The organism is Massilia soli (assembly GCF_016809835.1).
Lineage (GTDB): Bacteria > Pseudomonadota > Gammaproteobacteria > Burkholderiales > Burkholderiaceae_D > Telluria_A > Telluria_A soli.
The window spans coordinates 227,475-253,519 of sequence record NZ_JAFBIL020000006.1 but is presented as its reverse complement, the minus strand read 5'-3'; the positions used below and the strand labels follow the sequence as shown (position 1 = coordinate 253,519).

Genomic DNA, 26,045 nt, shown 5'->3' with positions numbered 1-26,045 from the left:
ATAGGGGAAGCGATTGTATCAAGCGCGCAACGGCTTGGACGATTGTGTGACGCGATCAGTCCGCTCGTTTGACACTGCGACACGTCCTATGTCACGATCAGTTTCTAGGCTGCAACATAGTATTTGTAGTTCTCAAGATCACCCGGAGTTATGTATGTCTGAGCGCGAATTGCCCGTCTTTTCTTCCCCTGATGTGATTTCGGCGCTCGGCGCGATGACGGACGCCGAGCGTGACCAGCTCGGCTTTGGCGTGATTGGATTCGACGCCGATACCGTGGTATGCCAGTACAACCAGTTCGAGTCCGATGCGGCCGGCCTGGGCATGGCTCGGGTGCTTGGCCAGCCGCTGTTTACGGTGGTGGCGCCGTGCATGAACAATTTCATGGTGGCGCAGCGTTTCGACGACGCGCTCGACGCCGGCGAGGCGCTCGATGCGACGATCGACTACGTGCTGACCTTGCGCATGCGGCCGGTGAAGGTTGCGCTGCGCCTGCTGGCGGCTCCCGGCGCGGCGATCCGCTACGTGCTCGTGCAGCGTCATTAATGAACGATCCCATGCCAGGCATGAGCCTCGAGCACGAAGCGCTGATCCAGTTCCTGTACCTTGCGCCAGTGGGCCTGGTGCAAGCCGACATCGACGGCGCCATCAGCATGATCAATCCGATCTCGGCGCAGCTGTTGATGCCACTGGCGCGCGGCGGCGACCTGTCGAACCTGTTCGCGGCGCTCGAATCGGTGGCCCCCGACCTGCGCCCGATGTGCGCCGGCTACGCGCCGCCTAGCGGCACCATCTGCGACGCGCTGCAGATTCCGGTCAACGCCGCGCCACATGGCAAGGCGCAGCCGATGATCCTGTCGCTGACCATCGTCAAGCTCGATCACCTGCGCATCATGGCGGTGCTCAGCGACGTGACGCAGCAGGTGCAGCGCGAACGCCAGCTGCGCCAGAGCGACGCCTGGCTCAACGCGATCCTGACCAATATCACCGACTACGCCCTGATCGGGCTCGATGCCGCCGGCTGCGTGCGCGGCTGGAACGACAGCATCGGGCGGGTCACAGGCTTTAGCGCCGCCGACGTCATCGGCAAGCCGTTCTCGATGTTCTCGGCGCCTGACGCGACTACCGAGGCCGGGCTGCTCGACCGCCTGCACGAGGCCGACCGCAACGGCTGGTGCATGGAAGAGGGAACGCGCCAGCGCGCCGACGGCAGCCGGTTCTGGGGCAGCGCGCTGCTGGCGCCGCTGCCGGACCGCGACGCGGCCGCGCCGCTGGTTGACGCCGAAGGACTGAAGGACGCGGCGTACTGCCTGATCATCCGCGATATCACCGACAAGCGCGAAGCGACGCAAGCGCGCCAGCGCGCGGTATTTTGCGACTTCCTGACCGGCATCGGCAACCGCCGCGCCTTCTTCGAGCAGGCCGAGCTCGAACTCAAACGCTCCGAACGGGTGCCGCGCCCGACCGCCCTGGTCATGTTCGACCTAGACCACTTCAAGTCGGTCAACGACAGCCATGGCCACGCCGGCGGCGACCAGGTGCTGTGCCATTTCGCCGCGGTGCTGACCGCGGCCTTCCGCGAGGTCGATATCGTCGCGCGCACCGGCGGCGAGGAATTCGGCGTGCTGATGCCCTCGACCGACCAGGCCGGCGCGCTGGCCGGCGCCGAGCGGGTGCTGGCACTGGTGGCGGCGCAGCCGGCGATGGTTGACGGCGTCGCCGTGGCCTACACGGTCAGCGCCGGCATCGCCATCCTCGATGGCGCCGACGACAGCCTCGATCCCTTGATGAAGCGCGCCGACCAGGCGCTGTACCGCGCCAAGAACGGCGGCCGCAATCGCACCAGCTGCTGGTCGGCAGACCCAGACGCGCAACACCCACGATAACAACAGCACATGACCATGAATGACCATGCCGACGCATACGAGGCATTGATGCAGTTCCTGTACCGGGCCCCGATCGGCCTGGTGCAGATCGCCCTCGACGGGACGATCGAAATGCTCAACCCGATGTCGTCCAATCTCCTGATGCCGCTCGCACCCGACGGTAACCTGGACAACCTGTTTGACGTCTTGTCCGGCGTGGCGCCCACGCTGCAGCCGATGGCGGCGGCCTTTCCCGCCAGTTCCGGCGTGATCTGCGAAGCGCTGCGGGTCGACCTGCGCCACCTGCGTTCGGCCGCCAGCGGCACCGAGGTGCTGTCGGTCAGCTTGCTGAAGGTCGACGGCGGCCGCATCATGGCGTCGCTGTCGGATGTCACGCAAGAAGTGCGGCGCGAGCAGGAAACGCTGGCGCGCCGTCTCGACAGTGCGGCGCGCATCGACGCGCTGACCCAGATGCCGAACCGCCGCGCGGTGCAGGAACAACTGCAGCGCATCCTGGAGCGCGGCAGCGTGGACCAGCAGGCCGGTTTCGCCGTCCTGTTCATCAATTGCGACCGCTTCAAGCAGATCAACGACGCCTTCGGCCATGGCGCCGCCGACCAGGTGCTGATGATGGTCGCCGAACGCATCCGCACCACGCTGCGCCCGCCCACCGACCAGATCTTCACCGTATCCGGTCCGGCCCAGATGGCGGCGCGCATCGGCGGCGATGAATTTGTCGTGGTGCTCGACGGGATGCGCAGCGCCGACGACGTCCACAGTGTCGCGCTGCGCCTGCTCAAGGCGCTTGGCAATCCCTACCGCGTCGATGGCCACAGCATCAGCTGCCCGGTCAGCATGGGCATCGTGCTGGCCGATGCGGCCGCCGCCGAGGCCGACGAGATCCTGCGCGACGCCAGCATCGCGATGGCCGACGCCAAGCGCGATGGCGGCAGCCGCGCGCTGGTATTCGAACCGGCAATGCGCGAACGCAGCGCGCGCCGTGGCGACATCGAATCCGATTTGCGCGTGGCCTTGCTGCAGGAGCAGCTGTTCGTTGTGTACCAGCCGGTGGTTGGCCTGCGCGGCGATCACGGTCCGGATTATTCGGCCGGCGTTGAAGCGCTGGTGCGCTGGCAGCATCCGGTGCGTGGGCTGGTGTCGCCGATCGAATTTATCGACATCGCCGAGCAGAGCGGCCTGATTGGCGCGCTGGGCGACTTTGTGCTGGAGCGCGCCTGCCGCGATTTCATGCGCTGGCAGGCCGAACTCGGTGCACGGGCGCCTCGCCTGATCGCCGTCAACCTGTCGCGCGCCCAGCTGGCGAAACCGGGATGGGCCGACACGGTCAAGGAGATTCTCGCGGCGTACGGCATGAGCGCCGGGGCGCTGCAGCTGGAAGTGACGGAAAGCCTGGCCGCACAGGATGAATCGGTGACCAGCGGCTTGCATGCGCTCAGGGCGCTCGGGGTGACGCTGGCGCTGGATGACTTCGGCACCGGCTATTCATCGCTGTCAAGCCTGCACCTGCTGCCGGTGAACACAGTCAAAATCGACCGCAGCTTTGTCAGCCAGGTCGACACCAGCCCGCACCACCGCACGCTGGTGGAAGCGACCGTCATGGTGGCGCGCAGCCTGGGCATGTCGACTGTGGCGGAGGGCATCGAAACCGCGGAGCAGGCCGCCGTGGTGCGCGAACTTGGCTGCGATAAAGGGCAGGGCTACCTGTTCAGCCGTCCCCTGACGACCGAGGCGTTGGTGGCCTGGCTGGTCGAAAGATAGCCGCGCTCCCCCGCGAATACGGACTGGGTATGGGTTCCCGCTTCCGCGGGAACGACGAGTGGCGGTGGATCGCCATTCCACACGTAACGGTGCTGTAGCCAAAGAAAATGGGGCCGACGTGCCGGCCCCATTGCCGCTGCCGCGGCGCGACCGACCGCCCTAGACCACCGAGCCGAGCTTGAAGATAGGCAGGTACATCGCAATTACCAAACCGCCGATCAGCACGCCAAGAATCACCATGATCAGCGGTTCCATCAGCGACGACAGCGCGCCGACGGCTTCGTCGACTTCTTCTTCGTAAAAGTCGGCCACCTTGCCGAGCATCGCGTCGAGCGAGCCGGATTCTTCGCCGATCTGCACCATCTGGGTCACCATGTTCGGGAACACGTTGGCGTTCTGCATGGCCGAGGTCAGGCTGGTGCCGGTCGAGACTTCATTCTGGATCTTGCGGGTGGCGTCGAGGTAGACCGCGTTGCCGGCCGCGCCGCCGACCGAGTCGAGCGCTTCGACCAGCGGCACGCCAGCGGCGAACATGGTTGCCAGGGTGCGGGTCCAGCGCGCGATCGTCGCCTTGCGGATCACCGAGCCGAAGATCGGCGCTTTCAGCAGCGTGATGTCCATGAAGCGCTGCACTTTGAGCGAGCGCTGCCAGGCCTGGAAGAAGAAGTACACCGCGCCGAAGATGCCGCCGAAGATCAGCCACCACCATTGCACGAAGAATTCGGAAATCGCCATCACCATCAGGGTTGGCGCCGGCAGGTTGGCGCCGAAGCTCTGGAACACCGATTTGAACGCCGGCACCACCCAGATCATGATGACCGCAGTCACCACGAAGGCGATCGCCAGGATCGAGATCGGATACATCAGCGCCGACTTGATCTTGGCCTTGATGGCGATGGTTTTTTCCTTGTAGATCGCCAGGCGGGTCAGCAGGTCTTCCAGGATACCGGCCTGTTCGCCGGCGCCGACCAGGTTGCAGAACAGCGGGTCGAAGTAGAGCGGGTATTTGCGGAATGCGTTGTTGAGGCTGGTACCGGTCTCGATGTCGCTGCGCAGGTCCATGATCAGCTTGGCCATCGACGGGTTGGCGTGGCCCTTGCCGACGATGTCGAACGATTGCAGCAGCGGTACGCCGGCCTTCATCATCGTCGCGAGCTGGCGCGTGAACATCGAGATGTCCTTGTCGGTAATCTTCTTGCCGCTGCGCTGGACCTTTTTCTTGACCTTGGTCACCATCACGCCCTGGCGGCGCAAGGTGACGTTGACGATGGCTTCGCCGCCGGCGCGCAGTTCGCCGCGCACGGTCTTGCCGGATTTGTCCTTGCCTTCCCAGACGTAGACGCTTTCCTTGACCGCGCCGGCCGCTTTCGTTTGTGACGTTGCCATGGTTCTGTTTCCTATTCGTTGGTGCAGCCGAGCACTTCTTCCAGGCTGGTCAATCCCTGCTTGACCTTCATCAGGCCTGAACGACGCAAGGACTTGACGCCTTCCGCTTCCGACTGCGCCGCGATTTCCATCGAATTGCCGTGCGCAAGAATAATTTTTTCAATCGCCGGAGTGATCGGCATGATCTGATAGATGCCGACCCGGCCCTTGTAGCCGCTGCCCAGGCAGCGCTCGCAGCCAACCGGCTTGTACGGCTTCCAGTCGCCTTCCAGCTCGTGGTCGCGGAAGCCCGCCGCCAGCATCACTTCGCGGCTGGTGTCGGCCGGCTGCTTGCAGGTGCACAGGCGGCGCGCCAGGCGCTGGGCGGTAATCATGATCACCGACGAGGCGATGTTGAATGGCGCCACGCCCATGTTCATCAGGCGCGTCAGCGTCGACGGCGCGTCGTTGGTGTGCAGCGTCGAGAACACCATGTGGCCGGTTTGGGCGGCCTTGATCGCGATGTCGGCCGTTTCCAGGTCGCGGATCTCGCCGACCATGATGATGTCAGGATCCTGGCGCAGGAACGATTTCAGCGCGACAGGGAAGGTCAGGCCGGCCTTGTCGTTGACGTTGACCTGGTTGACCCCCGGCAGGTTGATCTCGGCCGGGTCTTCCGCGGTCGAGATGTTGATGCCCGGCTTGTTGATGACGTTCAGGCAGGTGTACAGCGACACCGTCTTGCCCGAGCCGGTCGGACCGGTCACCAGCACCATGCCGTAAGGGCGCTGGATGGCGTCGAGCAGCAGTTCCTTCTGGTCCGGGTCGTAGCCGAGCGCGTCGATGCCCATCTGGGCCTGGGTCGCGTCCAGGATACGCATGACGGTCTTTTCGCCGAACAGGGTCGGCAGGGTACTGACGCGGAAATCGATCGCCTTGACCGGCGACAGGATCAGGCGCATGCGGCCGTCCTGCGGCACGCGCTTTTCGGAAATGTCGAGCTTGGCCAGCACCTTGATGCGCGAGACCAGCTTGTCGCGGATCGTGATCGGCGGCTGGGCATGCTCGCGCAGCACGCCGTCGACGCGCAGGCGGATGCGGTAAAACTTTTCGAACGGCTCGAAGTGGATGTCGGACGCGCCCATGTTGACCGCGTCCATCAGGATCTTGTTCAAAAACTTGACGATCGGCGCATCTTCGATGTCGTTCGCTTCGGGCGCGGGCGCGGCCTGGGTGTCTTCCTCGGCGAACTGGATGTCTTGCTCGTCGCCGACCATTTCGTTGAGCGTCTGCTCGGCGCTCTTCATCAGTTTGGCGAGCAGGGCGATCAGGACGTCGTGGGCGACGATCACCGGCTCGACCGACGCTTCGCTCTGGAACTTGATCTGGTCGAGGGCCTGGATGTTGGTCGGGTCCGAGATGGCGACCGACAGCTTGTTGCCGCGCTTGGCCAGCGCGACGACGCGTTGCGCCTGCATCAGCTTGTTGTCGATGGCCTTCGGCGGCAGCGCGTCGATGCTCAGCGTCTGCAGGTCCATCAGCGGGTAGCCGAAGGTTTCAGAACAGAAGGCGGCCAGGTCGCGCGCGTCGATCTGGCCGCTGGCCACCAGCGTGTCGATGAAGGGAACCTTGTCCGTGGCAGCCTGTTTTTGCAGCGCGTCCGCCTGCGCGGCGGGCAGGCGGCCGGCCTGGACCAGCGCACGCGCCAGTCCCGACATCGGTGTGCCTGAAGCCGTGTTCGGTAGGACTGATGCCATAGACGCGCGTGGTTAAATGATCAAGAGACGACAAGGGCGCCGTGCCAGGTGTGGCCCGATGCGGCGTGTTGCCGTAGATCATGCCTCTGAGCATCACATTTGTAAAGCCTTGTCTCCCTGCCAGAGGCGCTAATACCACGTAGACGAAATGGCACGGCGACACAAACTTGACTTATATGTATTGTTTGGGCGCCAGTCGCTGCAGGCGGGCCACTTTGATGGCCTGGTTTTGCACGTGCAGCACCTCCACCACGCAGTTGCCCATCTTGATCGCGATCGGGGCGTCGGGAATTTCCTGCAGCTGTTCGAGCAGCATGCCGTTGAGCGTCTTGGGGCCGTCGAGCGAGAAACCCAGGCCGAGCTGCTTGTTGATGTCGCGCAGCGGCGTGGCGCCGTCCAGCAGGCACTCGCCTTTCGCATCCCAGCCGAAGGTCTCGCTGCGCGAGGCGCCCGGCACCGAGGTGGTGAACTCGCCGATCAGTTCCTCGATGATGTCGTCGAGGGTCACCAGGCCCTGCACTTCGCCGTATTCGTCGACGATGATGCCAAGGCGTTCTCGGTTTTCCTGAAAGTATTGCAGCTGGGCCAGCGCGCTGGTGTCTTCCGGGATGAAGTAGGGCGTGCTGAGCAGCTTGCGGAAGTGCGCCACCGTCAATTCGTCTTCCTCGTTGAGCAGGGCGACGGCGTGACGCACGTGCAGGATGCCGACGATCTGGTTGATCTCGCCTTCATACACCGGCAACTTGTTGTGGTAGCAGGTGGTCAGCTGGTGCTTGATGTCGGCCACCGGCACCGCCAGGTTGAGCGCTTCGACCTGGGCGCGCGGGGTCATGATGTCTTCGACCGAGATGTTTTCCAGGTCGAGCAGGTTGAGCAGGATGCTCTTGTGCTTTGGCGGTATGACGTTGCCGCCTTCCATCACGATCGCGCGCAGCTCATCGGGCGACACGCGCTGCGGCTCGGGATTGCCGGGGCGGATGCGCAGCAGCGCCATCATGGCCGAGACGAACAGGTTGACGAACCAGATCAGCGGCTTAGACAGGGCCATCAGGGGGCGCAGCACCGTGGCGGCCGACAGTGAGATGTTTTCCGGGTAGCGCGCGCCGATGCGCTTGGGCGTGATCTCGGCGAACACCACCAGCAGGAACACCAGCGCGGCGATGGCAATCGCGATCATCGCCTCGTCGTAGCCGAAGAACAAGATGGCGATGCCGGTAACCAGCGCGGTGGCGGCGGCGTTGACGACGGTATTGGCGATCAGGATCAGCGACAGCAGCTTGTCGGTACGGTCGAGCAGCCACAAGGTCGAGCGCGCGCCGCGGTGGCCACGCTTGGCCATCGAACGAAGGCGGAACTTATTGGCCGACATCAGCGCCGTTTCCGCCATTGCGAAAAAGGCCGAGAACAGGATCAGGAAGCCAAGTGCGACGAGGAGCACCCACAGCGGCACGGTATCCAAGGGTCACCGTAAGAAAACTTGCATGTCAAACTGGCCGGCGCCAGGCGGAGCGGGCCGTCTGGCTACCGCTGAGCTTTGGATTCTAGAGGAAGGGGAGGGTTGATGCAAGTTTGTCCACAAGCGGGACGGGGGATGCAACTCGGCGGATGCGCGCTGGGCGCTTATCCGCCGAGTTGTCTTTAGTTACCGATCGCCAGCATGTCACGCCTGGTAACCGCCGGCTGCCCACCCGGCGCCAGCTTGAATATCGCCAGTGCGCTGCTGAGCTGAACGGTCTGCTCGGTCAGCGATTCGGCTGCTGCCGCCGCCTCTTCCACCAGTGCCGAGTTTTGCTGCGTCATTTCATCCATGCTGACAATCGCGCGCCCGATGTCATCGATGCCGGCCGACTGCTCCTGGCTCGAGGCGTTGATCTCGACCATGATGGCCGCGACCTTGCGCACCGATTCGACGATCTGCCCCATCGTCACGCCAGCCTGGTCGACCAGCTGCGAGCCGGCATCGACCTTGGCGACCGAGTCGCCGATCAATTCCTTGATTTCCTTGGCCGCCGCGGCGCTGCGCTGGGCCAGGTTGCGCACTTCCGAGGCCACCACGGCGAAGCCGCGGCCTTGCTCGCCTGCGCGCGCCGCCTCGACCGCCGCGTTCAGCGCCAGGATGTTGGTCTGGAATGCGATGCCATCGATCACGGCGATAATATCGACAATCTTTTTTGCAGATGCATTGATGTCGCCCATCGTCGTCACCACGCCGCTGACGACCTGGCCGCCGCGGGTCGCTTCGTCGGATGCGGACAGCACCAGTGCGTTGGCTTCGGTGGCGTTGCCGGCGTTCTTGCGCACGGTGGTGGTCAGACCATGCATCGCCTGCGTGGTGCGGTCAAGGCTGGCGGCCTGCGATTCGGTGCGCGCTGCCAGGTCGGCGTTGCCGCTGGCAATTTCCGCGCTGGCGACATTGATCGTTTCGGCCGAGGTCTTGATCTCTGCGACCATGCTGCCGAGCTTGGCGCGCATGTCGCGCAGCGCTGCCAGCACGCTGGTGCTGTCGTTCTTTTCGGTGACGATATCCATCGACAGGTCGCCGTCGGCCACCGAGCGCGCAATGGTGCGCGCGTATTCCGGCTCGCCACCGAGCTGTTGCCAGATCGCCTTGACGACGAACCACGACACCAGCGCCAGGCTGGCAACCACGACCAGCGCGGCGGCAATGATGGCCCACAGCACGTTGCGCACTTTGGTTTCGCTGGCATCGATGCCAGCCTTGAACTGCTCCTGTGCCGCGGTATTGGTTTTCTGCAGGTCGGCGGTCAGGGTGGCGAGGGCGCTTTGCATGCGCGTCACGGTCGCGCCCGGATCGCCTTGTTCCATTTCCAGCATGATGCGCGCGGCCGACAGCGCCGGCGCGTAGTACGCATCGAATTCTTTGCCCAGGCGCGCGCCGGTGGCGGCTTGTCCGGGGATTTGTGCCAGCTTGTTGATGTTGGCTTTGACTTTGCCGGCCTGTTCCGCGATCTGGTCAAGGCGGGCCTTGTCGCCTTCGGCCACGGCGTCGCGCAGGCCGTCGGTGATGGCGATGACTTCCAGCGACAGCGACTTGGCGCTGTCCAGTACCGGATAGTCGACATTGCCGGTGGTGCGGATTGAATTGAGTGCGCCGGTGGCGATGTACGCACTGGCCCCGACGCCAACACTGAAGATGAGGGTCGAGATCGCGGGCAGTGCCCAGATCTTACGTTTGATACTCATTCTACGGACTCCAAAAAAACATAACACGCCGCCCGTGAAGGCGGCATGCCGTTGGCGCCTGTCACGAAGGACAGGCGCAGGATGGGGGGCGACGGGGACAATGCCGGGCGCTTAAGGCACGCTCAGGACTGCCTTGACTGAACCGTCAAGCGCGCTCTTGTCGATGTAGCCGATGGCTTTCGGATCGGCTGCGACCGCTTTCTTGACTTCGGCGGCGCCAGGATATTCCTTCGGCAGCGAGGCCTTGCCGGTAAATACCAGCTTCGACCACAAGGCCTTGGCCTGGGCGGCGTCCTTGCCGGCGACTTTCTTGTAGAACTCGCCGCGGATCGCTTCCGATTCAGGCTGGTCGACCGGGGTCATCGAGGTCGACTTGCCGAGGAAAACCTGGGCGACCTGCTCGCTGGTCATGTTGGCGGCCGGGCTTTTAGCGCCGACCACGACAACGACCTCGGCGTGTGCCGGTGCTGCCAGTACTGCCAGGGAAAGCGCCGCTGCCACGGTCGCCAGTTGGTGACGAAGTTGTTTCATGCGTGGCTCCTTAGAAAACGAAATCGACGGCAACTGCGCCGACGGTGACCGGACCGGTGAAGCCGGCCGCTGGCTGCAGCAGCAGGCCCTGGCCGTTCTTCGGCTTGATGCGGTCGATCTGCACCTTCAGCGCGGCCGACGTATGGAAGTCCCAGCGCAGGCCGATGGTGTCGGTGCTTTGCTGGCCCTGGGTGCCGGTGGTGGTCAGGCGGGTAACGCCGGCCGACAGTGCGCGCAGGGTCGGGGTGCAGGCGGCTGGATAGCCGGCCGGGCACGACGCTGGCACGGTGTTGGCGACGATGTTGTCCGCCTTCAGCTTCGAGTGGCTGATGTACGGCAGGAATTTGCCGAAGCGGTAGCCGCCCATCACGTACCACGCGGTGGTGTCGTTGATATAGCTGTCGGTCTTGCGCTTGCCGATTTCGGTCTGGACCAGGACGTTGTTCCAGTCGAGGATCGCGCCGGCGGAGGTGAACGAGACTTTCTTGTCGTCGACCGACAGTTCATTGGCCAGCGGGGCCAGCTGGCTGAAGCCATAGCCGGCGCCGGTGGCGCGCAGGCCGCCTACCAGGGTGTTGAGCGATACCGAGTCGGCAATGGTCGCCTTGGCGTCGGCACGGCCGATACGCACGATCAGCGGGCCGTGTTCGGCTACCAGGTTCAGCGCCAGCAGGTCCTTGGCATCCAGCGTGACCAGTACGCCGCTGCCTGCGGCGAGGGTCGCCTCGGTCTTGCCGTAAGCAAGCTGGGCGGTAAGGGTGGTGTCGCCGAACGAGTGCTGGAAGCTGCCGTCGACGCCATCGATATTGTCAAATGGAACTTGCGAGTACATGTCCGATGGCGGGCGCAGCATGGTGTTGGCGTAACCCACGTTGCGGTAGTCGGAAATCATGAAGACCGGCAGGCCGACGCGGCCCACGCGGATGCTGACGTTGTCCGATACCTTGGCTTTGACAAAGGCCCACGCCAGTTCGGCGCCAAAGCCCTCTTCGCCATCCTTGCGCACCAGCCCCTGGGCGGTGGCCGACAGCCAGGAATTGATATCGGTGCTGGCCTGCAGGCCGAGGTTCGAATCGATGCCGGTACGCGGGCTCTTCTTGGCGCCGGTTGCCTGGTTCGGACGGGCGAACTGGGCCTGGTCGGTGTCGGTGAAGGTAAGGGCGCCGGTGCCGAAACCGCTGATCTTGACCGAAGGCGCGGTGTCCGCGGCAAATGCGGCAGACATAGCGAATGGCAACGCAAGCATGCTTGCAAGTAAACGTTTGTTCATTTTGATTGTCTTGGTAAGGTTGGAACGGAAGATTCAACGCGCGGAGGTTTTCAGGCGGGGGTGTGGCCGAACGCTCTTGCTGTATTGATTCTATCCTTGCCGAGCGACAATTTATTACAAATACGCGAATATACGCGGAAGTGTTGCGCGAAAGCATCAAACAGTCATTCCAACTGTTGATGCGGATGAATGATTTATGCGTTCCACCAGTGCGATGTCGCTCCGGCCCCCGGTAGGCGGGCTTGCACTGCCTGGTGGATGATGCCGGCGGCGAGCGCCTGTTCGGCGTCGAACAGGCGGGCGTTGCCGAACAGGTTGGGGCGGATATCGACGCAGCCGGCGCAGTCTTGGGTCGCCTCGTCGAATGCGCGCGCGTAGCGCTCGGCGTCGAAATCGAGGCAGTCGCGCCATTCCGAAACCCGCGAATGGTCGGCGGCAACCAGGTTGCCGAAGCCCCAGTGCAGCGGATGAACCAGGAAGCGCGTGCCTGGGCAAGCGTAGCGCTTGCCGCCAGCGAGGAAAATCACCACGCCGACCGACTCGATACTACCCACGTTGTGCGTGGTCAGCGGCAGCGGCAGCGATTTCAGGAAGAAGTACAGGGCAAAGCCGGCGGTCATGTTGCCGCCTTCGGTGGACATATGCAGCTCGATCTCGGTGGCGCCGCTCTGCAGCGCCTGGAGGCATAAGTTGCGGATGGTGCACGCGGTGTGGTGATTGATGGGGCCGATAAAGTGAACGATGTGCAAGGCCATTGTTTCTCCCGAGCGAGCCCCAAGCATAACAAAGTTTAGCCCGGATGCATTGTTCGGCTCAGCTGCCCCGGTAGGTCGAGTACGACCAGGGCGTAACCACCAGCGGCACGTGGTAGTTCTGGCTGGCGTCGGCGATGCCGAAAGCGATCGTCACGCGGTCGATGAAACGCGGCGAAGGCAGGTCCACGCCCTGGGCGGCGAAATAGTCGCCGGCGGCGAACACCAGCTCGTACTGGCCGGGCTTAACGGCATCGCCTTCCAGCAAGGGAGAGTCGCAGCGGCCATCCTGGTTGGTGGTTTCCTGTCTGAGCAGCCTGCGCTGGCCCTCGGTGACCGAGTACAGTTCTACCTTGACGCCCGCACCGGGCTTGCCTTGCGTCGTATCGAGCACATGGGTACTGAGTTTGCCCATCTTCGCTGCCTATATATAGTGTGTGTGGATGAGATCATATACCCTCGCCGGTCAGGCAATATATGATGGTGCTTATAACCCACATCCCAGCGACACCAATGAACGCCCACGACAACTACCCGCGCGACATGCTCGGCTACGGCCGCAACCCGCCCCATCCTCACTGGCCGGGGCAGGGGAGGATCGCACTTCAATTCGTACTCAACTATGAAGAGGGCGGCGAGAACTGCGTGCTGCACGGCGATGCGGGATCGGAGACTTTCCTCTCCGAGATCATCGGAGCGCAGGCGTTCCCGATGCGCCACATGAGCATGGAATCGCTCTACGAATACGGTTCGCGCGCCGGCCTGTGGCGCCTGCTGCGCCTGTTCGAGGAGCGCAAGCTGCCGCTGACGGTGTTTGGCGTATCGACGGCCCTCCAGCGCAATCCGGAAGCGGTGGCCGCCTTCCGCGAGCTGGGCCATGAAATCGCCTGCCACGGCCTGAAGTGGATTTCGTACCAGAACATCGACGAGGCGACCGAGCGCGCCCACATGCAGGAAGCGGTGCAGATCATCCGCGACCTGACCGGCGCGGCGCCGCAGGGCTGGTACACCGGGCGCGATTCGCCGGCCACGCGCCGCCTGGTGGTGGAGCACGGCGGCTTCGTCTACGACGCCGACCATTACGGCGACGACCTGCCGTTCTGGCAGCAGGTCAGTGTCACCGGCGCCGATGGCGTTGCCGCCGTCAAGCCGCACCTGGTGGTTCCTTACACCCTCGACACCAACGACATGCGCTTCGCGGCGATGCAGGGCTTTAACTCGGGCACCCAGTTCTTCGATTATTTGAAAGACGCGTTCGACGTGCTGTACGCGGAAGGCGACCCGGACGGACTGAACGCGCCGAAGATGCTGTCGATCGGCCTGCATTGCCGGCTGGTGGGGCGTCCGGGCAGGGCGGCGGCGTTGGCGCGCTTCCTCGACTACGTGCAGCGGCACGACAAGGTGTGGATCACGCGCCGGATCGACATTGCGCGCCACTGGCAATCGACGCATCCGTGCATGGAATGAATCAGGCGATCGGTGCGGGCTTCATGCGATTTCGCTGATATTAAACATCAGAATAGCCATATACTTGTCCAGGTAGCCGATGTTAGCCTTGCAAGCTGGGATAAAGCCGAGGCAAGAATGTCACAACCGATCCGTTTCTTCTATCAGGGCGCTGTACGCGAAGTCAGCAATGCGTCGCCGACGCAGACTGTCTTGCAGCATCTGCGCGAGGAACTTCATTGCACCGGCACCAAGGAAGGTTGTGCCGAAGGGGACTGCGGCGCCTGCACGGTGGTCATCGGTTCGCTTGAAAACGGCGCGCTTCAGATGAAGGCGGTTAATTCCTGCATCCAGCTGGTGCCGACCCTGGATGGCAAAGCGCTGTTTACCGTGGAAGACCTGCAACTGGCCGATGGCACTTTGCATCCGGTTCAACAGGCGATGGTCGAATGCCACGGATCGCAATGCGGCTTCTGCACGCCGGGTTTCGTGATGTCCCTGTGGGGTATGTACCTGAAGCAGGAGGGCACGCGCCCGACCCGCTGCCAGGTGGACGACGCGCTGTCGGGCAACTTGTGCCGCTGTACCGGCTACCGCCCGATCATTGACGCCGCCATGCGCATGGGCGACCTGCCGCAGGTGCCGTTCGACCGCGATGCGCTGGCCGGCCGGCTGGCGTCGCTGCGGCGCGACAGCACGGCGACCTACAGCGTTGGCGGCCAGGCGTTCCATGCGCCGCGCACCATCGACGAGCTGGTACAACTGCGCGCCCAGCATCCTTCCGCGCTGCTGCTGGCAGGGTCCACCGACGTCGGCCTGTGGGTGACCAAGCAGCTGCGCGAGCTGGGCGACATCATCTACCTCGGACACGTCGACGAACTGAAAACCATCAGCGACGGCGCCGGCACGATCGAGATTGGCGCGGGCGTCACGCTGGAAGAAGCTTACAAGGCGCTGTGCCGCCATTACCCGGACGAGTTGTCGGAGATGTGGCAGCGCTTCGCATCGCTCCCGATCCGCAACGCCGGCACGCTGGGCGGCAACGTGGCGAATGGCTCGCCGATTGGCGACTCGATGCCCTGGCTGATCGCGGCCGGCGCCCAGCTGGTCCTGCGCGGCCCGCGTGGCGAGCGCGTGATGCCGCTTGAAGACTTCTACCTCGGCTACCAGCAGAAGGATCTGCAGGCGGGCGAATTCGTGCAGGCGCTGCGCGTGCCGATGCCGCGCGACGGCGTGCGCCTGCGCACCTACAAGCTGGCCAAGCGCTTCGACCAGGATATCTCGGCCGTGTGCGCGGCCTTTGCGTTCAGGTTCGACGGCGACGTGGTCACCGACGCGCGCATCGCCTTCGGCGGCATGGCGGCCACGCCAAAGCGGGCCACCGCCGCCGAGGACACAGTGCGCGGACGGCAGTGGACCGAAACCACCCTGAGCGCGGCGATGGCGGCGATGGCGCAGGATTACCAGCCGCTGTCGGACATGCGCGCCTCGGGCGAGTACCGCATGAAGGCAGCCCAGAACCTGCTCAAGCGCTATTGGTTCGAGACGCGCCAGGATGCGCCGCTGGGCAACGCCGAAGTCAACGCCTTCGCCGTGCGAGCATAAGGAGGACAAGATGAATGACGCAGGTTCCCCCAGCTTGAAGAGCGCCGCATGGAGCGTGGTCGGAAAGCCGAGCGCGCACGAATCGGCCGAGCTGCACGTGCTCGGCCAGGCCACCTACACCGACGATATCCCGGAAGTGCAGGGTACGCTGCACGGCGCGCTTGGCTTGTCGGCGAAGCCGCATGCGATGGTCCAGGCAATGGACCTGGCGCCAGTTCGCGCCAGCCGCGGGGTGGTTGCCGTCTACACCGCCAAAGACATCCCGGGTACCAACGACTGCGGCCCGATCATCCATGACGACCCGATCTTCGCCGACGGTATCGTGATGTACGTCGGCCAGCCGCTGTTCATCGTGGTCGCCGACACGCACGACAACGCCCGCCGGGCAGCCCGCCTCGCCAAGGTGACCTACGACGAGCTGCCGGCCATCCTGACGCCGCAGGCGGCCAAGGCGGCGCAGTCGTATGTGCTGCCGCCGATGCATTTGGCACGCGGCGACTACCAGGCCGCTTTCGAGCGCGCGCCGCACTCGGTCAAGGGCGAACTGTATGTGGGCGGCCAGGAGCAGTTCTACCTCGAAGGCCAGATCGCCTACGCGATCCCGAAGGAGAACAAGGGCATGCTGGTGCAGTGCTCGACCCAGCACCCGAGCGAGATGCAGCACGTGGTCGCGCATGCACTGGGCGTTCACTCGCATAACATCGTGGTTGAGTGCCGGCGCATGGGCGGCGGCTTCGGCGGCAAGGAGTCGCAATCGGCGCTGTGGTGCGCGGCATCGGCCATCGCGGCGAACCACCTGAAGCGGCCGGTCAAGCTGCGCGCCGACCGCGATGACGACATGCTCGTCACCGGCAAGCGCCACTGTTTCCATTACGAATACGAAGTGGGCTATGGCATTGATGGCAAGATCGTCGCCGCCAGGGTCGACATGGTCAGCCGCGCCGGCTATTCGGCCGACCTGTCGGGGCCTGTCGCCACCCGCGCTGTCTGCCACTTCGACAATACCTACTACTTGTCCGACGTCGATATCCGCGCCGCCTGCGGCAAGACCAACACCCAGTCGAATACCGCCTTCCGCGGCTTCGGCGGCCCGCAGGGCGCCATCGCCATCGAATACGTGATCGACGAAATCGCCCGCAACCTGGGTCGCGATCCGCTCGACATCCGGCGCGCTAACTTCTACGGCAAGACCGATAGCAACGTGACGCCTTACGGGCAGGTCGTCGTCGACAACGTGATCCATGAGCTGGTGGCGGAGCTGGAAGAAAGCAGCGAATACCGTGCGCGCCGCAGCGCGATCGCGGCGTTCAATGCATCCAGCCCGGTGCTGAAAAAAGGCCTGGCGCTCACGCCGGTCAAATTCGGCATCGCCTTCAATGTCACCCACCTGAACCAGGCCGGCGCGCTAGTGCACGTGTATGTCGACGGTTCGATCATCGTCAACCACGGCGGCACCGAGATGGGTCAGGGCATCAACACCAAGGTCAACCAGGTGGTCGCGCACGAACTGGGTGTCGACCTGTCGCGGGTGCGCGCCACCGCCACCGACACCAGCAAGGTCTCCAACACCTCAGCCACGGCCGCATCGACCGGCGCCGACCTGAACGGCAAGGCCGCGCAGGATGCCGCGCGCCAGATCCGCGAACGGCTGGCAGCCCACGCGGTCAAGCTGTACGGCGGCGACGTGGCCGACGTGCGCTTTGCCGCCGACACCGTGTTCGTCAACGGACACGAGGAACCGTTCCCGATCCTGGTCCAGAAAGCTTACCTGGCGCGGGTGCAGCTCTGGTCCGACGGCTTCTACGCTACGCCCGGCCTGCACTGGGACCCGAAAACCATGAGCGGCAACCCGTTCTCGTACTTCGCGTACGGTGCGGCGGTGGCGGAAGTAGTGGTCGACACCCTGACCGGCGAATGGAAGCTGCTGCGCGCCGACGCGCTGTACGATGCGGGCCGTTCGCTGAACCCGGCCATCGACATCGGCCAGGTCGAAGGCGCCTTCATCCAGGGCATGGGCTGGCTCACTACCGAGCAGTTATGGTGGAACGACGGCGGCAAGCTGATGACGCACGCGCCGTCGACGTACAAGATTCCCGGCGTGTCGGACTGCCCGGAAGACTTCCGCGTGCGCCTGTTCGACAACGGTAACGTACAAGACAGCATTCACCGCTCCAAGGCTGTCGGCGAGCCGCCGCTGCTGCTGCCGTTCTCGGTGTTCTTTGCGATCCGCGACGCGGTATCGAGCGTGGGTGGCCACCGGGTCAATCCGCCGTTGAACGCGCCGGCTACCAGCGAAGAAATCCTGCGTGCCATCGCCGCGGTCGAAGCGGCAGCGTGATGAGCGTGCTGGTGACGGTTGCGATTGCCGAAGGCTCGGTGCCGCGCGCGCCGGGCACCAAGATGTCGGTGGATGCTGGCAAGGTGACAGGCACCATCGGCGGCGGCCATCTGGAACTGCGCGCCATCGAGATCGCGCGCACGATGCTGGCGGACGGACGCGAACGCCACTTTGAACGCTTCGCGCTCGGGCCCGGCCTCGGCCAGTGCTGCGGCGGCGTGGCCCATTTGCTGTTCGAGCGTGCCGATGCGGCGCAGGCGGCGCGGCTGTGCGACCGCGCCCGCGAAGACAGCTGGCGCATGGTGTCGATAGACGGCGCACCCGAGGCGGCGCTGTTCGATGGGGCGGGCAGGCAGATCGCCGGCGACCCGGCCCCGGTGTTTGCACGCGGCCTTGGGACGCACGTGATGCGGGATCTGGCTGGCCGCCGCTGGCTGGTTGACGCGATTTGCGCGCCACGTGCGCACCTGCTGCTGTTTGGCGCAGGTCATGTCGGCGCCGCGATCGTGCGCGCGCTGGCCGACTTGCCATGTACAGTCACCTGGGTGGACGAACGCGACGCCATGTTCCCGGCGATCGTGCCGGCCAACGTGACGGTGGAAGCGACCGATACGCCGGAGGCCGAGGTGGCGGCGGCGCCAGGCGGCGCCAGCTATCTCGTCATGACCCACAGCCACGCGCTCGACCAGCGCTTGACCGAAGCAATCATGGCGCGGCCTGGCGTGGGCTGGTTTGGCCTGATCGGCTCGCACACCAAGCGCAAGCAGTTCGAGCACCGCCTGCGCGACAAAGGGGTGGATGCGGCGCGGATCGCGGCGATGGTATGCCCGATCGGGCTGCCCGGGATAAGCAACAAGGCGCCAGCGGTGATCGCGGCGTCGGTATGCGCCCAGCTGCTGGGCGTATGGGAAGCGCAGGATGCTGCCCTGAACACGATTGAACAAGAAAGAAACTGATGTCGAGAGCACCAACAGACAAGCTGCAAGCCTACCGCGCGAGCGTGCTGCACTTCCACGCCGATCCGGCCTTCAACGACGACGCATTCCACTGGCACGAAGACGGGCTGTTGATCGTCGACGGCGACAAGATCCATGCTGCGGGCGACTACGCCGCGCTGGCGCCGGCGCTTCCAGAAGGCGTGACGGTGCACGACTACCGCGGCAAGCTGATCATGCCCGGCTTTATCGACACGCACCTGCACTTCCCGCAGACCGACATGATCGCCTCGCCGGCGCCAGGCCTGCTGCCATGGCTGGAGACCTACACCTTCCCGACCGAGCGCCAGTTCGGCGACCAGGCCCACGCGCGCGAAGTGGCCGAGTTCTTCCTCGACCAGCTGCTGCGCTGCGGTACCACCACCGCGATGGTGTACTGCACCGTGCACAAGGAATCGGTCGACGCGTTTTTCGAGGCCAGCGAGGCGCGCAAGCTGCGCATGGTGGCTGGCAAAATCCTGATGGACCGCCACTGCCCGGACTTCCTGTGCGATACCGCCGAAGCCGGCGCGCGCGACAGCGAAGACCTGATCCAGAAGTGGCACAAGCGCGGGCGCTCGCTGTACGCGATCACGCCGCGCTTCGCGCCGACGTCGAGCGAGGCCCAGCTGCAGCTGGCCGGCGAGCTGGCGGCCGCCTATCCGGATACCTTCATCCAGACCCACGTATCGGAAAACCACGCCGAATGCGCGTGGGTACGCGAGCTGTATCCGAAGTCGCGCAGCTACCTCGACGTGTACGACAGCCATGGCCTGATGCGCGAGCGCGCGATGTTCGGCCACTGCATCTGGCTCGACGACGCCGACTTCGCGCGCATGGCCGCCACCGGCGCGGCCGCCGCGATCTGCCCGACCTCCAACTTCTTTCTCGGTAGTGGATTGTTCGATTTCGAGAGGGCCGACGCGGCCAGGGTCAAGCTGTCGCTGGCGACGGACGTGGGCGCCGGCACCTCGTTCTCGATGTTGCAAACCATGAATGAAGCCTATAAAGTAGCGCGCTTGAAGGGCAGTTACCTGCCGGCGGCGCGCATGTTCTACCTCGCCACGCTCGGTGCTGCACGCAGCATGCAACTTGATGGCTGCATCGGCAGTTTCGCGCCGGGGACCGAGGCGGACTTTATCGTGCTTGATCCGGCCTGTACGCCGTTGCTGGCGCGGCGCGCCGAGCGCTGCGCCAATCTCGAAGAGCTGCTGTTTGTGCTGGCGCTGCTGGGCGACGACCGCGCGATCCTGGCGACCTACGCCGCCGGGCGCAAGGTCCATGAGCGCCTGCCTGCATAATTTTTGGCTTGTCACCATAAAGTGTCGATTTCAGTGCCGTCGTTTCCAGCATCGCCAGGAACGGCTTCCCCGACGTGAGCAGCGCTTGCGGTTGATGGATTCCCGCCTTCGCGGGAATGACGTGTCGGGGGAAGGTCGTACACTTGAACGTGACATAGCCTGTTTTGGCAGTTTCACACATCGAGAGAACAACAATGCACATCAAATTGAGCAGCCTGGCGGTCGTCCTGGCGTTCGCCGCCGCCCAGCCGGCCGTCCACGCCCGCGCGCCGTCGGCCAAGGCCAACGAGGTTCTCACCGCGCGCCACTACGCTTCGCTGATCGCGGGCGAGGCGCCGAAGACGTCGGAACTGACGCTGTTCTTCACCCGCATGCCGAAGGGCGCCGACCTGCACCACCACTACTCTGGCTCGATCTATGCCGAGCAGTATCTCGACTGGATCGACAAGCAGGGATGGTGCGTCGACAAGGCAAGCTACCAGATCGAAACCAAGCCGGAAAATGTGGCTGCCCAGCGCGCGCTGCCGGCTGACAAGCGCAGCTGCCTGTCGACCGGCGAAGTGATCGCCAACGACGTCCTGTACCGCGAACTGCTGCAGCGCTGGTCGACCAAGGACTTCGACAACCACGGTGCGGTCCAGCCGCCGCCAGACCAGCGCTTCTTCCAGACCTTTAACTACTTCTACTCCGTCTCGAACACCAACTTCGCCGAAGGCCTGCAGACGCTGAAGAAGCGCGCGCTCGACGAGAATGTGGCCTACATCGAGACCATGTTCAAGTCGGCGCCAACATCCGACAGCGCCGATTTCGACGCTCAGGTACGCCAGGCCGGCGCCAGTGACGCCGCGCTGGACGCGGCCATGTCCACCTGGCTGGCGGCGCTCGACACCGACGCGACCTTCAACAAGAACCTGTCCGACTACACCCGCAACATCGCCGAATCGCACGCCGGCATCGACGACGCCAACTTCACGATGCGCTACCAGTCGTACGTGTTCCGCCTGCAGTCGCCATCGCGGGTGTTCTCGTCGATGGCCGGCGGCTTCAAGGCTGCGGCGCAGGGCGCCCTGGTGGTCGGCCTGAACATCGTCGGCCAGGAAAGCTCGCACATCGCCATGCGCGACTACACGCTGCACATGAAGATGTTCCGCTTCCTCAAAACGCGCTATCCGGGCGTGAAGCTGGCGCTGCACGCGGGCGAGCTGGCGCTGGGCGACGTGCCGCCGGAGGGGCTGAAGTTCCACATCGACGAGGCGCTGAACATCGCCGGCGCCGACCGTATCGGCCACGGCATCGACCTGGCGCACGAAGCGAACGCGCTGGCGATCATGAAGTCGATGCGCGAGAAGGATGTGCCGGTCGAAATCAACCTGACCAGCAATGCCTTCATCAGCGGCATCAAGGGCGATAACCATCCGCTGACCTTGTACCGTAAATACGGCGTGCCGTACGTGATCTCGACCGACGACGCGGGCGTCACGCGCCACACGCTGTCGAACGAGTACGTGTTGTTCGCCAGCCGTTACAAGCCCAATTACAGCGAAATCAAGAAGGCCTCTTACAACAGCCTGCGCTACGCTTTCCTGCCGGCGCAAGAGAAGAAGCGCCTGACCGCGCAGCTCGACGCGCGCTACGCGAAGTTTGAAGCCGAGATCGCTTCGCTGGCGTCTAAAGCAATCAAGCGCTAACCGCAGCACGCGCTGACCGTCGTTTCCTATTCGGGGTCCGCCCCCGGAGACAGGCCCTTTTCGCATTCGGGGCTGGCTCCGGGGGCGGGCCCCGAATTGATTTGGATTTGAATGCAGTAAATACAACACTTTTTACCGCACCAAAACGGACACTGTGTGGCCTTCCTGCGACAGATTTTCACCCTGATCGAGCGGTTTTCCCGTTTTCCCGCCGAAAGAATTTCAGGCTAGAACTGGTCATTTATAATTCCGGCACTGGGCAAGGATGCTCGAAAACCAAGGGTTTTCCGCAAGTGCTGTGCATTAAGTTGGCCAATTTATATTTATAAAATATAAATTATGAAGGGAAAACGTATTTGTCTCGTGATCATTTCTTCATGCATAGTTCTTCGATGGTCGTTCCAAAACCCCGATTTTCTCGTCGGGACCTTGTCACGAAGATGCAATATCAGTTCGCTACACTAGCGCGTTTTGCATGTCGGTAAGGCAAGTTGTTGCCGTGAGTTGGCAGAATTTCTTCGAACGGAAGAGGGTAGCTCTTCCGGATAGGTGTGGCGACCGGTGGATTGGTCGCGTAGCGGTTGCAGCAAAGTAAAGAGGGAAGGGTCTGGCCGACCTTCCAATATAACTATTAGTTCTTTTTGGGGTTATACAATGATCATTCAGAAACGGTTGCGGCTTACTAAGCTCGCTTTCGCCCTGTCCATGGCGCTGGCAGTATCGGCGCCGGCCATGGCGCAGAACACGACTTCGGCAATCGGAGGCCGCGTCTCGAGCAGCGACGGTAAGCCAGCCGCTGGCGCACAGGTAACGATCGTGCACACCGAATCGGGTTCCGTCAGCAAGGTGAACGCCGACGCCGAAGGCCGTTACTCGGCCCGCGGCCTGCGCGTCGGTGGTCCTTACACCGTCACCATCACCAAGGATGGCGTGTCGGAAAAGTTCGACAACGTCTTCCTGCAGCTGGCTGAAACCGCAACCGTTGACGCCCAGCTGGGCGCATCCGCCATCCAGACCGTGACCATTACCGGCCAGGCAAACAACGCCAACTTCAACAGCGGCAAGATGGGCGCCGGCACCAACGTCAACCGCGCGACGATCGACGCGCTGGCGTCGGTCAACCGCAGCCTGGCCGACTATGCCCGTACCGATCCGCGCCTGGCGCAGACCGACAAGGACCGCGGCGAAATCTCGGCCGGCGGCCAGAACTCGCGCTTCAACTCGATCACCATCGACGGCGTGTCGATCAGCGACACCTTCGGCCTCGAAGGCAACGGCCTGCCAACCAACAAGCAGCCGATCTCGATCGACGCGATCCAGTCGGTACAGGTCAACATCTCGAACTACGATGTGACCCAGAAGGGCTACACCGGCGCCAACATCAACGCCATCACCAAGTCGGGTACCAATGACTGGAAAGGCAGCGTCTACCACGTCTACCGTGACGAGCGCATGGTTGGCGATCGCTACAACGCCACCGACGACACCTACACCGAAGTTGCGCCTTTCAAGGAACGCACCAGCGGCATCACCCTGGGCGGCCCGATCATCCAGGACAAGCTGTTCTTCTTCGTTTCGGCTGAAAATTCGGACAGCTCGCGTACCACGCCAGCGTTTGGCCCATTGGGCAGCCCGCTGACCAACGTCGGCATTACCCCGAGCGCCATTTCGAGCCTGCAGTCGATCGCCAAGAGCCGTTACGGCATCGATGTCGGTACCGCTGAAGGCGCTGCCGGCGCCGAACAAACCGTTGAAGACCGCCTGGTCAAGCTCGACTGGAACATCAACGACGACCACCGCGCCAGCGTGCGCTGGCAGAAGACCGACCAGCTCGAGCCTATCTTCTCGGGTTTCTCGGCGAGCGGTATCGCGCTGAGCTCGTATCTGTACTCGGAAGTGAAGAACAACGAGTCGACCGTCGTTCAGTGGTTCGGCGACTGGACCCCAACCTTCTCGACCGAAGTCAAGCTGTCGCAGCGCGAGTATGGCAAGGACCACGCCAACAACGCCTACCTGCCAGCGATGGCGCTGTCGTTCCCTGGCCCGTTGCCAGCAGGCACCCCGGCGTCGGTTCGTACCGGCAACCGTTTCATCAACTTCGGTACCGAGCGTAGCCGCCAGTTCAACCGTCTCGAAACCGAGACCTACGATGCGTACGTCGGCGCCACCTGGCTGCAGGGCGACCATGAGATTAAGTTCGGTGCTGACTACAGCGAGAACCAGATCTTCAACGCCTTCCTGCAAGACGTTAACGGCAACTACACCTTCGGTTGCACCAACAGCAGCGCCACCTACACCTACACCTTCGGTCAGGTAAACTGCTCGACCTCGCCTGCTGCGCTGATCGAACAGGCTGTGCTGGAAAACTTCAGCCGCGGCCGTCCAACGTCGTACACTGCGCAGCTGCCAGTTGCCGGCGTGACGCTGCAAGACACCGCTGCGAACTGGAAACTGGTTAACACCGGCCTGTTCCTGCAGGACACCTGGACCGTCTCGCCACGCCTGAGCATGACGATGGGCTTGCGTTACGACAAGGCTACCACCGATGACCGTCCACGCCGCAACGCGGCCGTGGCACTGGCGCCGATCGCTGGCAGCTACGCCACCATCCCTGGCCAGATCGTCCGTAACACCGGCGGCTTTGGCATGGATAACACCAACACCATCGACGGCGACGACCTGATCCAGCCACGCTTCGGCTTCAACTACCGCCTGGACACGGCTCGCGCCACCCAGGTACGCGGCGGCTTCGGCCTGTTCGGCGGTTCGGCCCTGAACGTCTGGCTCGGCAACCCATTCGCCAACCCTGGCGTCAACACCTACAACGTCGGTTGCGGCGGTTCGTTCGCTGCCTGCTCGGCTGACGGTGGCGTCTTCAGCGCCGATCCACTGGCGCAGCGCGCCATCAACGGCAGCAACCCGGCAGCCAACGTCGACCTGCTCGACCCGGGCCTGAGCCAGCCGTCGGTATGGAAAGCCAACATTGGTGTTGAGCACGAACTGCCATGGTTCGGCCTCGTTGCCAGCCTGGAGTACATGTACACCAAGACCAACACCGGCCTGTACTTCCGCAACCTGAACCTGGGCGGCGCAACCCGCATCGGTTCGGACGGCCGTGAACTGTACTGGACCGAGCCAGGCTACACCCCGTCGTGCGCCAACGGTACCGGCGGCTTCAGCGCCACCGGCCCGTGCGCAGGCTTCCGTGCCCGCGCGCTGTCCAACGCCTCGTTCGGCAACGTGATCACGATCTCGGAAACCGACAAAGGCGGCGGCAACCTGGCCACCATCGCGCTCAACAACGGCCGTGCAAAAGGTCCGAAGTGGTCGCTGGCGTACACCTACACCGACGCGACCGAAGTGAGCAACCTGAGCTCGTCGACGTCCGGTTCGAACTGGGGCGCACGTGCCATCTTCAATCCGAACGAAGAAGTCGATGCCAACTCGTCGTACCTGGTCAAGGACCGTATCAACGCGTCGCTGACCTGGGACAAGCGTTTCTTCGGCGAGTACAAGACCACCTTCGGCGCGTTCTATGAAGGCCGCAGCGGCAAGCCATACAGCTGGACCTTCAACAACGACATGAACGGCGATAACGTTCAGTCGAACGACCTGATGTACATCCCGTCGGCCTTCGGTTCGGGTGAAGTCGTGTTCCGCGGCGACACCGCAACGAACAAGGCCAACGAGACCAAGTTCTGGGATATCGTCAACTCGAACCCTGAACTGGCCCGTGCAGCCGGCCGCGTGACCAACCGTCATGACTCGTTCGCGCCTTGGACCAACAGCATCGACGTTCGCGTCAGCCAGGAAGTGCCGGGCCTGTTCGCTGGTCACAAGGGTGTGTTCACCCTCGACATCATGAACTTCGGTAACATGCTGAACAAGAAATGGGGCCGTATCAATGAAGTCGGCTTCGCCAGCGCCGGCGGTAACTCGCGCAGCTTCGTGGACTACGCTGGTATTCAAGACGGCAAGTATGTCTACCAGGTGCGTGACCAGGTCGAAGACTACGTCACCAAGCAGTTCCGCGGCGAGTCGCAGTGGGCCCTGCAGGTAACCGCACGTTACGAGTTCTAATCCTTTAGAACGCGGGTAACGACAGAACGGCTGGTGGCAACACCAGCCGTTTTTCTTTTCAGCGATACATTCCAGATACATTCCCGGGTCCG

General features: G+C 63.5%; 18 protein-coding genes. 10 read left to right on the top strand and 8 right to left on the bottom strand.

What is annotated here, in order from left to right:
* Positions 1-154 precede the first annotated feature (154 nt).
* The 3 genes from I4X03_RS16145 to I4X03_RS16135 are packed head-to-tail and all read left to right on the top strand — an operon-like array spanning position 155 to position 3,642.
* Positions 155-544 (top strand): phosphonate transporter, encoded by a 390-nt coding sequence (locus I4X03_RS16145; RefSeq protein WP_223469266.1) that lies wholly within the window; start codon positions 155-157, stop codon positions 542-544.
* Positions 544-1,884 (top strand): sensor domain-containing diguanylate cyclase, encoded by a 1,341-nt coding sequence (locus tag I4X03_RS16140; protein WP_223469265.1) that lies wholly within the window; start codon positions 544-546, stop codon positions 1,882-1,884. The genes I4X03_RS16145 and I4X03_RS16140 overlap by 1 nt, the downstream gene beginning before the upstream one ends.
* Positions 1,885-1,899: 15 nt before the next feature.
* Positions 1,900-3,642, top strand: a complete 1,743-nt coding sequence (locus tag I4X03_RS16135; RefSeq protein WP_223469264.1) for a putative bifunctional diguanylate cyclase/phosphodiesterase — start codon at positions 1,900-1,902, stop codon at positions 3,640-3,642.
* Positions 3,643-3,801: 159 nt separating this feature from the next.
* On the opposite strand, the gene I4X03_RS16130 is transcribed toward I4X03_RS16135, so the two are convergent.
* The 8 genes from I4X03_RS16130 to uraH all read right to left on the bottom strand — a co-directional run bounded on the left by I4X03_RS16130 (position 3,802) and on the right by uraH (position 12,936).
* Entirely contained in the window at positions 3,802-5,028 is a 1,227-nt protein-coding gene (locus I4X03_RS16130) for a type II secretion system F family protein (RefSeq protein ID WP_223469263.1), read from the bottom strand.
* A gap of 11 nt (positions 5,029-5,039) precedes the next feature.
* Positions 5,040-6,764, bottom strand: a complete 1,725-nt coding sequence (gene pilB, locus I4X03_RS16125) for a type IV-A pilus assembly ATPase PilB (protein ID WP_223469262.1) — start codon at positions 6,762-6,764, stop codon at positions 5,040-5,042.
* A gap of 172 nt (positions 6,765-6,936) precedes the next feature.
* A complete protein-coding gene (locus I4X03_RS16120) occupies positions 6,937-8,223 on the bottom strand; it encodes an HlyC/CorC family transporter (protein WP_223469261.1) in 1,287 nt (428 codons plus the stop codon).
* 179 nt (positions 8,224-8,402) lie between these two features.
* Positions 8,403-9,968, bottom strand: coding sequence for a methyl-accepting chemotaxis protein (locus tag I4X03_RS23210; RefSeq protein WP_307735371.1), 1,566 nt, complete (start codon positions 9,966-9,968; stop codon positions 8,403-8,405).
* Positions 9,969-10,079: 111 nt separating this feature from the next.
* Positions 10,080-10,499 (bottom strand): type 2 periplasmic-binding domain-containing protein, encoded by a 420-nt coding sequence (locus I4X03_RS16110; protein WP_223469260.1) that lies wholly within the window; start codon positions 10,497-10,499, stop codon positions 10,080-10,082.
* Between the two features lie 10 nt (positions 10,500-10,509).
* Positions 10,510-11,745 carry a porin gene (locus tag I4X03_RS16105; protein ID WP_502572553.1) on the bottom strand — a complete coding sequence of 412 codons (1,236 nt, stop codon included), beginning with the start codon at positions 11,743-11,745 and terminating at the stop codon, positions 10,510-10,512.
* Between the two features lie 218 nt (positions 11,746-11,963).
* The gene (locus I4X03_RS16100; RefSeq protein ID WP_223469258.1) at positions 11,964-12,524 is read right to left on the bottom strand and encodes a ClpP family protease; all 561 of its coding nucleotides are present in this window, start codon (positions 12,522-12,524) and stop codon (positions 11,964-11,966) included.
* A gap of 58 nt (positions 12,525-12,582) precedes the next feature.
* On the bottom strand, positions 12,583-12,936 hold the full coding sequence (gene uraH, locus I4X03_RS16095) for a hydroxyisourate hydrolase (protein ID WP_223469257.1): 354 nt from the start codon (positions 12,934-12,936) through the stop codon (positions 12,583-12,585).
* A gap of 98 nt (positions 12,937-13,034) precedes the next feature.
* Here uraH and puuE point away from each other — a divergent pair, with 98 nt between their 5' ends.
* From puuE to I4X03_RS16060, 7 genes are all read left to right on the top strand, one after another.
* On the top strand, positions 13,035-13,988 hold the full coding sequence (gene puuE, locus I4X03_RS16090) for an allantoinase PuuE (protein WP_223469256.1): 954 nt from the start codon (positions 13,035-13,037) through the stop codon (positions 13,986-13,988).
* A gap of 117 nt (positions 13,989-14,105) precedes the next feature.
* Positions 14,106-15,572: a xanthine dehydrogenase small subunit gene (gene xdhA, locus I4X03_RS16085; RefSeq protein WP_223469255.1), complete on the top strand. Its 1,467-nt coding sequence runs from the start codon at positions 14,106-14,108 to the stop codon at positions 15,570-15,572.
* A 10-nt stretch (positions 15,573-15,582) separates the two neighbouring features.
* Entirely contained in the window at positions 15,583-17,910 is a 2,328-nt protein-coding gene (gene xdhB / locus I4X03_RS16080) for a xanthine dehydrogenase molybdopterin binding subunit (protein WP_223469254.1), read from the top strand.
* Complete coding sequence (gene xdhC / locus I4X03_RS16075; RefSeq protein WP_223469474.1) at positions 17,910-18,866, top strand: xanthine dehydrogenase accessory protein XdhC; 957 nt, start codon at positions 17,910-17,912, stop codon at positions 18,864-18,866. Before xdhB ends, xdhC begins: the two co-directional genes overlap by 1 nt.
* On the top strand, positions 18,866-20,185 hold the full coding sequence (gene guaD, locus I4X03_RS16070) for a guanine deaminase (protein ID WP_223469253.1): 1,320 nt from the start codon (positions 18,866-18,868) through the stop codon (positions 20,183-20,185). The genes xdhC and guaD overlap by 1 nt, the downstream gene beginning before the upstream one ends.
* 194 nt (positions 20,186-20,379) lie before the next feature.
* On the top strand, positions 20,380-21,873 hold the full coding sequence (locus I4X03_RS16065; RefSeq protein ID WP_223469252.1) for an amidohydrolase family protein: 1,494 nt from the start codon (positions 20,380-20,382) through the stop codon (positions 21,871-21,873).
* Between the two features lie 654 nt (positions 21,874-22,527).
* On the top strand, positions 22,528-25,953 hold the full coding sequence (locus I4X03_RS16060) for a TonB-dependent receptor (protein ID WP_223469251.1): 3,426 nt from the start codon (positions 22,528-22,530) through the stop codon (positions 25,951-25,953).
* Positions 25,954-26,045: the final 92 nt, after the last annotated feature.

Coding starts and splice junctions, on each gene's coding strand:
- I4X03_RS23210 (WP_307735371.1), bottom strand. CDS start 9,968: ATGAGTATCAAACGTAAGATCTGGGCACTGCCCGCGATCTCGACCCTC.
- I4X03_RS16145 (WP_223469266.1), top strand. CDS start 155: ATGTCTGAGCGCGAATTGCCCGTCTTTTCTTCCCCTGATGTGATTTCG.
- guaD (WP_223469253.1), top strand. CDS start 18,866: ATGTCGAGAGCACCAACAGACAAGCTGCAAGCCTACCGCGCGAGCGTG.
- uraH (WP_223469257.1), bottom strand. CDS start 12,936: ATGGGCAAACTCAGTACCCATGTGCTCGATACGACGCAAGGCAAGCCC.
- I4X03_RS16140 (WP_223469265.1), top strand. CDS start 544: ATGAACGATCCCATGCCAGGCATGAGCCTCGAGCACGAAGCGCTGATC.
- I4X03_RS16100 (WP_223469258.1), bottom strand. CDS start 12,524: ATGGCCTTGCACATCGTTCACTTTATCGGCCCCATCAATCACCACACC.
- pilB (WP_223469262.1), bottom strand. CDS start 6,764: ATGGCATCAGTCCTACCGAACACGGCTTCAGGCACACCGATGTCGGGA.
- I4X03_RS16135 (WP_223469264.1), top strand. CDS start 1,900: ATGAATGACCATGCCGACGCATACGAGGCATTGATGCAGTTCCTGTAC.
- I4X03_RS16110 (WP_223469260.1), bottom strand. CDS start 10,499: ATGAAACAACTTCGTCACCAACTGGCGACCGTGGCAGCGGCGCTTTCC.
- xdhC (WP_223469474.1), top strand. CDS start 17,910: ATGAGCGTGCTGGTGACGGTTGCGATTGCCGAAGGCTCGGTGCCGCGC.
- puuE (WP_223469256.1), top strand. CDS start 13,035: ATGAACGCCCACGACAACTACCCGCGCGACATGCTCGGCTACGGCCGC.
- I4X03_RS16105 (WP_502572553.1), bottom strand. CDS start 11,745: ATGCTTGCGTTGCCATTCGCTATGTCTGCCGCATTTGCCGCGGACACC.
- xdhA (WP_223469255.1), top strand. CDS start 14,106: ATGTCACAACCGATCCGTTTCTTCTATCAGGGCGCTGTACGCGAAGTC.
- I4X03_RS16060 (WP_223469251.1), top strand. CDS start 22,528: ATGATCATTCAGAAACGGTTGCGGCTTACTAAGCTCGCTTTCGCCCTG.
- I4X03_RS16065 (WP_223469252.1), top strand. CDS start 20,380: ATGCACATCAAATTGAGCAGCCTGGCGGTCGTCCTGGCGTTCGCCGCC.
- xdhB (WP_223469254.1), top strand. CDS start 15,583: ATGAATGACGCAGGTTCCCCCAGCTTGAAGAGCGCCGCATGGAGCGTG.
- I4X03_RS16130 (WP_223469263.1), bottom strand. CDS start 5,028: ATGGCAACGTCACAAACGAAAGCGGCCGGCGCGGTCAAGGAAAGCGTC.